The organism is Streptomyces poriticola (assembly GCF_036689765.1).
GTDB lineage: Bacteria > Actinomycetota > Actinomycetes > Streptomycetales > Streptomycetaceae > Streptomyces > Streptomyces poriticola.
Map to the genome: position 1 here is coordinate 148,764 of NZ_JBAGKH010000002.1, position 12,261 is coordinate 161,024.

A 12,261-nucleotide genomic window follows, 5' to 3' on the forward strand; every position below is an offset into this window, starting at 1 on the left:
TGGGAGCTGCTCAACACACGGTGCACAGACGGCAGTTGGCACGGTGCCCGATCGCAACTGCCGGTGAGGGGGCGACTACCGGGTCAGCCACACCCTAGAACCCGAACACAATCGAATCAATCACCGTGTCGGACTCTGTGCGTTCCTGAGGGGCGACGGTCGGCCACCGGCCGTCGCCCCCTGGTCCGGGGCGGTTCCCCCGTCAGGCGTCCTGGACGCCCGGCCGGCCCGCCTCGATCACGAACGACCGGTCGGTGCGGACCGGGGCGCCGGGCCGGGTGACGTGGTCGACGGCCCGGTAGTCGGCCGTGCAGTGCTCCCTGGTCACCCGGCAGCGCACATAGCCGCGTCGGTTGCTGTAGTACTTCAGGTGCGGGTTCTCGTCCCAGTAGACCTGGCCCGGGTCGTGGGAACCGGTGCCGTCGCCGCCCGAGCTGATCGACGTGGTGACGAACTCGCTGCCCAGCAGCCGGGTCTCCGGGCGTTCGAAGTCGCGCCGCAGGTCGTTGGTCCAGTTGGTGTGCACGTCACCGGTGAGGACGACGAAGTTCTCGATGCCGCGCTCCTCGACGAAGCCGAGCACCCGGTCGCGGGAGACCCGGTAGCCGTCCCAGCCGTCGTTGTAGCCGCCGTCGTCCGGCCCGGCGAGGGCGTCCCAGTTGGCGAAGTAGATCTGCTGCGGGACCACGTTCCACATCGAGCGCGAGCGGGACAGGCTGCGCTCCAGCCAGCGGTGCTGCTCGGCGCCGAGGATGGTGCCGTCCGGGTCCCACTGCTCGGGCCCGGAGACCTGCCACCGGTCGCCGTAGGGCTGGTCGGTGCGGTACTGGCGGGTGTCCAGCACGCTGAAGGTGGCGGTGTTCCCGAACTCCAGCCGGCGGTACAGCGGCAGGTCCGTGTCGACCGGCCTGCGGAACCGGCGCAGCGGCATGTGCTCCCAGTAGGCCCGGTAGGCGGCGGTGCGGCGGGCGGCGAAGCGGGCGGTGGTGTCGTTGCCCTGGCCGGGGTCGGTGTTCTCCGGAACGAGGCCGGCGTAGTTGTTGTCGGTCTCGTGGTCGTCCCAGGTGACCACGAAGGGCGCGGTGGCGTGCAGCAGTTGCAGGTCGGGGTCGGTCCTGTACTGGGCGTGCCGCTGCCGGTACTCGTCGAGGGTGTTCATCTCGTCGCCGATGTGCGTGCGCACACTGCCGTTCGCCCCGGCCCGGTACTCGTAGAGGTAGTCGCCGAGATGGAAGACCACGTCGGGCCGCTCCTCGGCCATGCGCCGGTACGCCGTGAAGTACCCCTGCTCCCAGTTGGCGCAGGAGGCGAAGGCGAACTCGACGGCGGGGGCGGTGCCGGGGGCCGGCGCGGTGCGGGTGCGGCCGACCGGGGAGACGGACCGGCCGGCGCGGAAGCGGTAGTAGTACTCGTGGTGCGGGCCGAGGCCCCGTACGTCGGCGTGGACGGTGTGCGCCTCGGCGGGCACGGCGAGCTCCGTGCCGCGCCGGACGACCCGCCGGAAGCGTGCGTCGAGGGCGATCTCCCAGTGCACCGGGACCGGGCGCCGGGGCATGCCGCCGTCGAACTCCAGCGGCTTCGGCGCGAGCCGGGTCCAGAGCAGCACGCCGTAGGGGAGCGGGTCGCCGGAGGCGACGCCGAGCCGGAAGAGGTCGCCGGGGATCCGCCTCGAGGGGGCGGCGACGGCGGGCGCGGCGGCGGTGCCGACGAGCACCGCGCCCGCACCGGCGCCGGCCATCCCGAGGAATCCCCTGCGCTTCAGGGGGTCGTCCATACTGGTGCGCGGCCGGGTCATCGAACCTCCAGACGGCGGATGGTCGGACCTGACCAGCCAATCCGCGCCCGATGAACCCCGATGGGTGCGCCCGTTGCCCTGGTTCGACGGATGCATGTCGATTAACCGGAGGGCGAGTTACCGGTCGGCTGCCTTGCGGGGGACCGCGGTGGACAGGCTCGTGAAGTCGACGGTGCGGTCGCACCAGCGGTCCAGCAGGGTGCGGTCGTGGCCGACGGCCAGCAGGCCGGCGCCGGTCGCCGAACGGTAGTCCTCCACCGCCCGGACCAGCGCGGCGGTGGTCGAGGCGTCGAGCATGGCGGTCATCTCGTCGCAGACCAGCCAGCGCGGGCGCAGTACCAGGGCGCGGGCCAGGCAGGCGCGCTGCAGCTGGCCGTCGCTGACCTCGTGGGGCCGCCGGGTCAGCAGGTCGCCGGTGAGCCCCACGGTGGCGGCCAGTTCGGCGACCCGGTCGGCGCTGCCCTGGCGCCGGCCGGTGGCGCGCAGCGGTTCGGCGATCAGGTCGGCCAGCGGCAGCCGGGGGTCGGCGGAGAGCCGCGCCTGCTGGAAGACGACGCCGAACGCGGTGCGCTGCTCGCGCGGTGCGCGGTGGCGCCAGCGGCGCACCGGCTCGCCGTCGACGACGACACTGCCCGCGTCGGGGCGGTGCAGCAGCGCCGCGACGCGGGCCAGGGTGGACTTGCCGCAGCCGCTGGGGCCGAGCAGCCCGACCGCCTCGCCGGGGGCGACGCTCAGCGAGACGTCCCGGACCACCGGGGTGCTCCTGGTGTATCCGGCGGTGATGGCGCGCAGGTCAAGCACGGTCGGCGGCCTCCGGGTGGGCGGTGTGCGGGTGAGCGGTGTGCGGGTGGTGGCAGGCGACCGTGCCGGACAGCGCCGGCTGCACGGAGCAGGCGTCGGTGGCGCGGTCGCAGCGGGCGGCGAAGGCACATCCGTCGGGGAGCGCGCCGAGCTCCGGGGGCATTCCCGGGACGGGGGTGAACGCGCGGTCGGGCAGGGCCTGGAGCAGGCCGCGGCCGTAGGGGTGGCGGGGTCCGGGCGTGCCGAAGAAGGCGGCGGCCTCGGCGACTTCGACGATCCGGCCGGCGTACATCACGGCGACCCGGTCGGCGATCCGCTCGGCGGCGGCGAGATCGTGGGTGATCATCAGCAGCGCTCGGCGCCCGGCGGCGTCGCCCTTCCCGGTCCTGCCGTCGACGTGCCGGCGCAGCTCGTCGACCGTGCGGTCCACCAGGTCCCGGTCGAGTCCGGTGGTGGGTTCGTCGGCCAGCAGCAGCGGGGCGTCGCCGACCAGGGCGAGCGCGGTGGCGGCGCGCTGGGCGAGCCCTCCGGACAGCTCGTGCGGGTGGCGGTCGAGGTGGTCCGGGGGGAACGCGGCGCGTTCGGCGGCGGCCTCGGCGGCGGTGCGCAGCTCGGCGCCGCCCCGGACCGGGGTCAGGGCCGCGACGGTCTCCTCCAGTTGGGAGCGGATGGTGCGTACGGGGGTGAGGTGGGCGGCGGGGCTCTGCGGGACGAGACCGATCAGCCGCCCGCGTACGGTGCGGGCGAGGGTGCGTTCGTCGGCGGCGAGCAGGTCCAGGTCTCCGAGCCGGGCCCGGCCGGCGCTCTGCGCGTTGCCGGGCAGCAGCCCGAGCAGCGCGGAGGCCAGGACGGACTTCCCGCAGCCGCTCTCCCCGATCAGTGCCAGACACTCCCCCGCCGCCACGTCGAACGCCACGTCGGTCACCGCGGCGATCCGCCGCCCGCCCGGCATCAGAAACCGCACGGACAGCCCACGCACGGCCAGCACGGGGGCGGTGCGCTCCGTCGGGGCGTCGGCACCGGTGGCCGGGACGGCACCGTCGTGGGGCACGGGGTCGGCGGCATCCGGAGCCGCGTCGGTTCCGTGGGTCACAGCATCAGCTCCGATCGCCGGCGGGGGTTGATCCGTTCCCGCCAGGCGCCGGCGAGACCGGCGACGGCGAGGGTCGGGACGATGATGAACAGGCCCGGGAAGAGGGTCGGCCACCACTGTCCCGCCAGCAACGAGGTGCGGGCGCTCTCGATCAGGTTGCCGAGGCTCGCCATGTGGGTGGGCAGCCCGAGCCCGAGGAAGGACAGCGCCGACTCGTGCCACATGGCGTGCGGGATCATCAGCACGGCGGCCAGCGCCGCCTGCGGCAGTACGCCGGGCAGCAGATGCCTGACCGCCACCCGCCACCGGGAGGCGCCCCCGCAGACGGCGGCGTCGATGTAGGGCCGCGAGCGCAGGGACAGCACCTCGGCGCGGACGATGCGCGCGGTCGACAGCCAGTGGGTGAGCGCCACCGAGACCACCACCGGCCAGACGCCCGGCCGGAACAGGGCGACGATGAAGATGCCGAGCAGCAGGTGCGGCACGGAGGAGAAGGTGTCGACGATCCGCATGATGCCGCGGTCGAACCAGCCGCCCAGTGCCCCCGCGGCGGCGCCCACCGCGGTGCCGACGACGGTGGCCGCCACCGCCGCCACCACCCCGACCAGCAGCGAGACGCGCAGCCCGTAGACGCAGCGCAGCAGCAGGTCCCGGCCGACGTCGTCGGTGCCGAAGGGATGCTCCCAGCTGGGCGGCTGCAGCTTGGCGGCGAGGTCGACGGCCTGCTGGTCGAGCTGGACCAGCGGGGGGACGAGCAGTACGGCCAGGACGGTCACCGCCACCAGCACGGCGGAGGTGCGCACCCGCAGGGTGCGGGTGGAGCGGCGGTCGCCGCCGTAGGACCGCCAGGTCTGCTCCGGGGGAGCGGGGGCGTCACATGTCACTGAGCTTCACCCTCGGGTCGAACAGTCCGTAGAGCAGGTCCGCCAGCAGGTTGCCGGCGAGTACCGCGGCGGTGGCTAGCGTGGTCAGCGCGGCGAGCAGCGGGAAATCGACCGCGGTGGCCGCCTCCACGGTGGCCGCCGCGATGCCCGGCCAGCTGAAGACGGTCTCCACCAGCAGGGCGCCGGTGATGAGTTCGGGGACGCGGGAGCCGATCAGCGTCAGCACCGGCAGCAGTCCGGAGCGCAGGGCGTGGCCCAGCAGGACGGTGCGTTCGCTCAGACCGCGGGCGCGGGCGCCGCGTACCGGGTCCTCGGCGAGGGCGTCGGTGACCCCCTGGCGCACGTAGAGGGTGAACCAGGGCAGCTGGGAGACGGCGAGCACCCCGGCGGGCAGCACGACGTGGCTCGCCACCTGCCCCGCGGTGACCTGGCTGCTTCCGGTGTCGGTGAGGCCGCCGGCCGGCAGCAGGTCCCACTGGAGCGCGAACAGCCAGACCGCCAGCAGCGCGATCCAGAAGACGGGGGCGGCCTCCAGGGCGTACGACAGCGAGGTCACCGCCCGGTCCAGCGGTGCGCCGGGGCGGCGCGCGGCCAGCACCCCGAGCACCGTGCCGAGCAGCACGGCGGCGGCGAAGGCGACGGCGCACAGCAGCGCCGACCACACCAGGCGCTCGCCGATCACCTGGACCACCGGCTGCCGCATCACGCTGGAGTGGCCCAGGTCGCCGGAGAGCGCGGCGGTCAGCCAGTCCCACCAGCGGCTCACGAAGGGCCGGTCGACTCCGAGGTTGGCGCGCAGCCGGTCCAGGGTCTCCTGGTCGGCGCCGAGGGCCGCGGTGCCGGCGTAGGCCTTGACGGGGTCGAACGGGGAGGCGGCGGCGATGGCGAAGACCGCGAAGGTGACGACGGCCAGGACGGGGGCGGCGAACAGTGCCCGCCGCCCCGCCAGCCGTGCCATCGCTCCCCAGGGAAGTCTCCGGGGACTGCGGGTCATGCCTTCGGCTGCCAGTCCTCGATGTTCCACCACGGGCCGCTGGCGAAGCCGTGCTCGTGCGGTTCGAGCTGGGTGGTCAGCCCGTCCCAGCGGTCGGCGAGCACGTAGAGGTGGTCGATGTGGGTGAGGAAGGTGTACCCGGGGTCGTCGACCAGTGCCTTCTGCAGCCTGTCGTAGGCGGCGGCGCGCTGCTTCGGGTCCTGGCTCTGCCGGCCGGTGTCCAGGGCCTCGTCCACGACCGGGTTGTCGTAGCGGGCCATGTTGTTGAAGCCGTCGCCGGCGAGCGAGGAGTGCAGCAGGGTGTAGAGGCCGAAGTCGGGGTCGCCGACGCTGCCGAAGCCGGCGAGGACCGCGTCGCGGCCCATCCGCGGTTCGATGACCTCCCAGGTGGCGCCCTCCACCTTCACCTCGATACCGGCCTGCTTGGCGTCGGAGGCGTACGCGAGGGCGTGGTCCTGGCGGACCTTGTCGCCCGAGGGGTAGTACAGGGTGAACGTGGCGCGCTGCCCGTCCTTGCCGCGGATGCCGTCCTTGCCCGGCGTCCAGCCGGCCTCGTCCAGGATCCGCTGGGCCTCGGCGAGGTCCCGGGTCCGCTCGATGTCCTCGGTGAACCAGGGGTCGTCGGTGGGCAGCGGCCCGTACGCGGGCCGGCCGGCGCCTTCGAGGATCTTGTCGACCATGGCCCGGCGGTCCACGGCGGCATCCAGGGCCTGCCGGATCGCGCGATCGCCGGTGACCTTGTTCCCGGTGGGCAGGGTGACGGCCCGGAAGTCGTACGACTTCGCCTCGTGGGTGCGCCTGCCGTCGTCGTTCCTGAAGGTGGCCGCGAGGTTGGGCGGCAGCACGGCGCCGTCGAGGTCGCCGGAGCGCAGCCGGGTGGCGCGGACGCTGTCGTCGGCGATGACCGCCATGGTGAACGAGGTCACCGCGGGCTCGGCACCCCAGTAGTGCGGGTTGGCCTTGAAGGTGAGCTTCTCGCCCTTCCGCCAGTCGGCGAGGACGTACGGGCCGGTGCCGACCGGCTCGGTGTTGAACGACCCGGTGTTGGGGTCCTGCCCGCCGGCCACGTGCTCGGGCACGACGGGCAGCACGGTGCGCGCGGCGAAGCCCGCGTAGGGGTACTTGAGACGGAAGACGACCGTGTCGTCGCCGCTCGCGTCGACGCTCTTGACGGCGTCCAGTTCGCTCTTGGTGGTGTTGTTGGTCTTCTCGTCGAGCACCGTGCGGTACGTGTAGACCACGTCCTCGGCGGTCAGCGGTTCGCCGTCGCTGAACTTCACGCCCTCGCGCAGGGTGTAGGTGTAGGTGCGGCCGTCGTCCGTGACCTCGGGGAGTTCCGCCGCGAGGGCCGGCCGCAGCTCCAGGTCGGTGTCGCGGGCGAGCAGCCCGTCGAAGATCTTGGAGTTGCCGTCCCTGCCGTAGCCGAGCAGCGGGCTGAGCGTGTCCGGTTCGGAGGCGACACCGATGACGACGGTGTCGGCGGTCTTGCCGTCGCCGCCGCCGGAGCCGCCACCGGGGGCCGAGCAGGCGGTGACCCCCGCGGCCATCGCCGCTGCCGCCGCGGCGGCGCTACGTATCCGACGGGTCCTCATCTGCACCCCACCCTTGTTGCCCAATGCTGGTTCTTGCACATCGGACGCAATTAAAGCGCCTGGCAGGGCCCCGGCGCACCCAGGGGTCGGGTGATGGACGGCATACGGTCCCCGGCGGGCGGTGCCGGTCAGCCGAGCTGCGCCGCGAACGCCTGGTACGCCCGGTCGTCGAAGAGGACGAACCGGACCTCGGCCACCGAGGTGGTCCCGGCGGCGCGCACCGTCTCGACGGCGATGCGGGCGCCGTCGTCCATCGGCCAGCCGTAGACACCGGTGGAGATCGCCGGGAACGCCACCGTCCGGGCGCCGAGGCCGTCGGCGACCCGGAGGGACTCCCGGTAGCAGGAGGCGAGCAGGGCGGAGCGGTCCTCGGAGGACGACCAGACCGGGCCGACGGTGTGGATCACCCAGCGGGCGTCCAGCTCGCCGGCGGTGGTGGCGACGGCCTGTCCGGTGGGCAGGCCCTTGCCGTACCGGGAGGCGCGCAGCTCGCGGCACTCCGCGAGGATCGCGGGCCCGCCGCGCCGGTGGACGGCGCCGTCGACCCCGCCGCCGCCGAGCAGCGAGGAGTTGGCGGCGTTGACGATCGCGTCGACGCTCTCGCGGGTGATGTCGCCCTGCACCAAGGTGATGGTGGTCATGTCCGTCTCAGCCTCCGCTCTGCCGCAGCCTCCGCCAGACGGCCTTCGCGGCGTTGTGTCCCGACATGCCGTGTACCCCGGGGCCGGGCGGCGTGGCCGAGGAGCAGATGAAGACCGCCGGGTGCGGGGTGGCGTACGGGAACAGGGAGAGCCGGGGGCGCAGCAGGATCTGCAGGCCGGAGACGGCGCCGGTGGCGATGTCGCCGCCGACGTAGTTGGCGTTGCGGGCGGCCAGCTCGGGCGGGCCGGCGGTGGCCCGGGCCAGGATCCGGTCGCGGAAGCCGGGGGCGAAGCGCTCCAGCTGGCGTTCTATGGCGTCGGTGAGGTCGCCGGTCCAGCCGCCCGGGACATGGCCGTACGCCCAGAAGACCTGCTTGCCGGCCGGGGCCCGGGTGGGGTCGGCGACGCCCGGCTGCACGGTGATGAGGAACGGCCGGTCCGGCGCACGTCCGGCGCGGGACGCCGCGTGCAGGGCGGCGCCGATCTCCGCGCTGTCGGCGCCGATCTGGACGGTGCCCGCGGTGCGGGGCTCCTCGGCGGTCCAGGGCACCGGGCCGTCCAGGGCATAGTCGATCTTGAAGACGCCGGGGCCGTACCGGTAGCCCTCGTAGTACCGGCCGAAGCCGGCGATCCGGGCCAGGGCGGCGGGCGAGGTGTCGAAGACATAGGCGCGGGCGGGGGGCAGGTCGTCCAGCCGCTTGACCTCGAAGTCGGTGTGCAGGGTGCCCCCGAGGTCGGTGAGGTACCCGGCGAGGGCGTCGGAGATGGACTGGGAGCCGCCGCGGGCCACCGGCCAGCCGCGGGCGTGCGCGGCCAGCGCGAAGACCAGGCCGACGGCGCTGGTGGCGAGGCCGCCGAGCGGGGCCATGACGTGCGCGACCAGACCGGCGAACAGGGTCCGGGCCTTCTCGTCCCGGAACCGGCGCATCAGCCAGGTGGACGGGGGCAGACCGACCAGCCCGAAGCGGGCCAGCGTGACCGGGTCGCGGGGCAGCGCGGTCAGCGGCAGCGCCATGAAATCCCGGGCGAGGGTGTCCCAGCGGGGCAGGAAGGACTCGATCAGCCTGCGGTAGGTGCCCGCGTCACGAGGGCCGAACGAGGCGGCGCTCTCGGCGACCGACCGGGAGAGCACGGCGGCGGAGCCGTCGGGGAACGGGTGGGCCATGGGCAGGTCCGGGTGCAGCCACTCGAGGCCGTAGCGCTCCAGGGGCAGCGAGCGGAAGGCGGGTGAGTTGACGGCGAGAGGGTGGGCCGCGGAGCACGGGTCGTGCCGGAAGCCGGGCAGCGTGAGCTCCTCGGTCCGGGCGCCGCCGCCGATCGTGTCCCGGGCCTCGAACACGGCGACCGAGAAGCCGCGGCGGGCCAGCTCGACTGCGGCCGTCAGGCCGTTCGGTCCCGCACCCACCACGACGGTATCGAGCATCGACGGCACCTTCGGACCCCTTCGTCAGCCGATGGCCTCTGGGGATCAGGATATGCCGGGGCTCCGGCGGACTCCGCGCGCGGGTGGGGTGCGGCGGACTCCGGTCCGGGGCGAGCGGACAGCCGCGGCCGGATCAGGCGGCCCCGCCGGCCAGCAGGGCCGTCACCCGGCGTGCGGTGGCCGCGTCGCGGGCGGCGGTGAACGGCAGGTCGTTGCCCCCGGTGATGTGGAACGGCTCGCCCGTCCGGGTCAGATGGGCGCCGCCTGCCTCCTCCACCAGCAGCAGACCTGCGGCGTGGTCCCAGGCGGCCTCCCAGGAGAAGGCGGTCGCGTCCAGGTCGCCGCGGGCGACCGCCAGGTACTCCAGTCCGGCCGAGCCGCAGGGGCGGGGGGCCACGCCGGGGATGTGCAGGCCGAGCAGGGCGCTCTTCTGCTCGTCCGTGGTGAAGTCCGGGTGGGAGGTGGCCACCCTGAGCTCGCGGCCGGGCTCCGGGGAACCGGCCCGCAGCGGCTCGCCGTCCAGGAAGGCGCCCGCACCCCGTATCGCCGTGGCGAGGTGGTCGAGGGCGGGGGCGTAGGTCCAGGAGGCCAGGACCCGGCCGTGGTGCGCCAGCGCTACCAGGGTGCAGAAGCCGGGGTCGCCGTGCACGAACTGCCGGGTGCCGTCGACCGGGTCGACGATCCACACCGGTGTCCCGCCCCGGATCGCCTCGTACGACGCCGGGTTGGCGTGCACCGCCTCCTCGCCGACCACCACGGAGCCGGGCAGCAGGGCGCCGAGCGCGTCGGTCAGATACAGCTCGGCCTGCCGGTCGGCGTCGGTGACCAGGTCGTGCGGTCCGCTCTTCTGGTCGACCTCGTCGGCGGCGAGGCGGCGCCAGCGCGGCATGATCTCCAGCGCGGCGGCCTTGCGGAGGGCCTCCTCGACCTCGTGGGCGTGCCCGGCGAGAAACTCGTCGATGGTTTCGGTCTCTTCGATCATGACTCCATGAGAGCATGCGCCACTGACAATCCCCGCCCGCCCGGTGCACTCCGGGTGGAATCGGCATGAACAACAGGTTCCGGGGCTCAGCGTCCCACGGCGTATCCCTGCATGCCGCGCGGATTGGCCGCCGCCGACAGAATCCCGGTCCCCGGGTCCCGGGCGACCGCGCACAGCCGCCCCTCGGACCAGGCGTCACCGACGGTGACGTCATGGCCGCGGCGGCGCAGTTCCGCGACGACGGCACCGGGCATCCTGGACTCGACGGTCACGCTGCCGGGGCGCATGCCGCGCGGGAAGAAGGAGCCGGGGAAGCTGTCGTTGTGCCAGTTCGGGGAATCGACGGCACCCTGCAGGTCGAGGCCGCCGCGCACCGGGGCGCGCAGCGCGACGGCGAGCAGGAAGTGCAGCTGCCACTGGTCCTGCTGGTCTCCTCCCGGGGTGCCGAACGCCATCACGGGCACGCCGTCGCGCAGCGCGATCGACGGGGTGAGGGTGGTCCGGGGGCGGCGGCCCGGGGTGAGGGAGTTCGGCAGCCCCTCCTCCAGCCAGGTCATCTGCAGCCGGGTGCCGAGCGGGAAGCCCAGCTCCGGCACGACGGGGTTGGACTGCAGCCAGCCGCCGCTGGGCGTGGCGGCCACCATGTTGCCCCACCGGTCGACGACGTCGAGGTGGCAGGTGTCGCCGCGGGTGCCGCCGTCGGCACGGACCCCGGGTTCACCCGGCACCGCGGAGGCCGGACTCCCGGCGACGGTCGGCTCCCCGGCGCCCGTCGGGTTGAAGCCCGGCTCCCCGGTGGCCCCCGCGCGCGCGTACCGGCAGAGCCGTGGCGTGCGCCCGCCCGGGCTCCCCGGCCGCAGTTCGTACGACGCCCGCTCGCCGACGAGGCGGCGCCGCTGCGCGTTGTACGGAGCCGACAGCAGGTCGTCGAGCGGCACCTCCCGCGCGTCGCCGTACCAGGCCTCCCGGTCGGCCATGGCGAGCTTGCAGCCCTCGACCAGCAGATGGACGTAGTCCGCGGAGCCGTACGCCGGCAGTTCGGGCGGCAGCAGGGCGAGCTGCTGGAGCAGCACCGGGCCCTGGCTCCAGGGGCCGGCCTTGCACACGGTCCAGCCGTTCCAGTCGTACGTGGCGGGCGGCTCGTAGGCCGCGGACCAGCCGGCGAGGTCGGCGGCCGTGAGCGTGCCGGTGTGCCGCTCGCCGCTGGTGTCCATCGTGGGCCGACCCGCCTGCCGTATCAGCGCCTCGGCGATGAATCCGGCGCGCCACACCTCCCGGGCCGCCTCGATCTGCGCCGCCCGGTCGCCCGCCCCCGCGACCTCGGCGAGCAGCCGCTTCCAGGTGGCGGCGAGGGCGGGGTTGCGCAGCCGCTCTCCGGGCCGGGGCGGACGCCCGCCGGGCAGATAGACCTCGGCCGAGGTCGTCCACTCGGTCTCGAACAGCCCGCGCACGGCCGAAACCGTCCCGCCGACGCGTTCCACGGCCGGATGCCCCTGCTCGGCGTAGCCGATGGCGTACTTCAGCACCTCGGCCGGGGACTTGGTGCCGTGGTCGCGCAGCAGCAGCAGCCAGGCGTCGAAGGCGCCGGGGACGGCGGCGGCGAGCGGTCCGGTACCGGGGACGAGGTCCAGGCCGAGCGCACGGTAGTGCGCGACGCTCGCCCCGGCCGGCGCGACCCCCTGGCCGCACAGCACCCGCACCTCACCACCCGCCGGGGCGAGCAGGATCGGCACCTCTCCGGCGGGCCCGTTGAGGTGCGGCTCGACGACGTGCAGCACGAAGGCACCGGCGACGGCGGCGTCGTAGGCGTTGCCGCCGTCCTCCAGGACGGCCATCGCCGACTGGGAGGCCAGCCAGTGGGTGGAGGACACCATGCCGAAGGTGCCCTGGAGGGTGGGGCGGGTGGTGAACATCGGGCTCTCACCTCGCTGTCTGCGCGCGTCGGCCGGGCGGCCCGCCGTCCCGGCGGGAAGGTGCCGCCGTTGACAGCGGCAATTGAAGATCGCACAATCGGCCTCATGACTACCACCTGGTTCGACTCGACGACGGGGCACTC

Annotated in this window: 10 protein-coding genes; all 10 read right to left on the reverse strand. The window is 74.1% G+C overall.

Features of this window, described 5'->3' with window-relative positions; genetic code table 11:
* Positions 1–202 precede the first annotated feature (202 nt).
* On the reverse strand, positions 203–1,795 hold the full coding sequence (locus tag V5O46_RS03370) for an alkaline phosphatase D family protein (protein WP_332882871.1): 1,593 nt from the start codon (positions 1,793–1,795) through the stop codon (positions 203–205).
* Between the two features lie 117 nt (positions 1,796–1,912).
* Positions 1,913–2,596: an ABC transporter ATP-binding protein gene (locus tag V5O46_RS03375; protein WP_332882872.1), complete on the reverse strand. Its 684-nt coding sequence runs from the start codon at positions 2,594–2,596 to the stop codon at positions 1,913–1,915.
* Positions 2,589–3,548: an ABC transporter ATP-binding protein gene (locus tag V5O46_RS03380; RefSeq protein ID WP_332883194.1), complete on the reverse strand. Its 960-nt coding sequence runs from the start codon at positions 3,546–3,548 to the stop codon at positions 2,589–2,591. Before V5O46_RS03380 ends, V5O46_RS03375 begins: the two co-directional genes overlap by 8 nt.
* Before the next feature lie 137 nt (positions 3,549–3,685).
* Positions 3,686–4,573 (reverse strand): ABC transporter permease, encoded by an 888-nt coding sequence (locus V5O46_RS03385; RefSeq protein ID WP_332882873.1) that lies wholly within the window; start codon positions 4,571–4,573, stop codon positions 3,686–3,688.
* Positions 4,563–5,531: an ABC transporter permease gene (locus V5O46_RS03390; RefSeq protein WP_332882874.1), complete on the reverse strand. Its 969-nt coding sequence runs from the start codon at positions 5,529–5,531 to the stop codon at positions 4,563–4,565. The genes V5O46_RS03385 and V5O46_RS03390 overlap by 11 nt, the downstream gene beginning before the upstream one ends.
* A 32-nt stretch (positions 5,532–5,563) precedes the next feature.
* A complete protein-coding gene (locus tag V5O46_RS03395; protein ID WP_332882875.1) occupies positions 5,564–7,159 on the reverse strand; it encodes an ABC transporter substrate-binding protein in 1,596 nt (531 codons plus the stop codon).
* A 128-nt stretch (positions 7,160–7,287) separates the two neighbouring features.
* Positions 7,288–7,800, reverse strand: a complete 513-nt coding sequence (locus tag V5O46_RS03400) for an O-acetyl-ADP-ribose deacetylase (RefSeq protein ID WP_332882876.1) — start codon at positions 7,798–7,800, stop codon at positions 7,288–7,290.
* Positions 7,801–7,807: 7 nt separating this feature from the next.
* On the reverse strand, positions 7,808–9,223 hold the full coding sequence (locus V5O46_RS03405) for a phytoene desaturase family protein (RefSeq protein ID WP_332882877.1): 1,416 nt from the start codon (positions 9,221–9,223) through the stop codon (positions 7,808–7,810).
* Positions 9,224–9,356: 133 nt separating this feature from the next.
* Complete coding sequence (locus tag V5O46_RS03410) at positions 9,357–10,205, reverse strand: inositol monophosphatase family protein (RefSeq protein ID WP_332882878.1); 849 nt, start codon at positions 10,203–10,205, stop codon at positions 9,357–9,359.
* An 86-nt stretch (positions 10,206–10,291) separates the two neighbouring features.
* Positions 10,292–12,118: a gamma-glutamyltransferase family protein gene (locus V5O46_RS03415; RefSeq protein ID WP_332882879.1), complete on the reverse strand. Its 1,827-nt coding sequence runs from the start codon at positions 12,116–12,118 to the stop codon at positions 10,292–10,294.
* Positions 12,119–12,261: the final 143 nt, after the last annotated feature.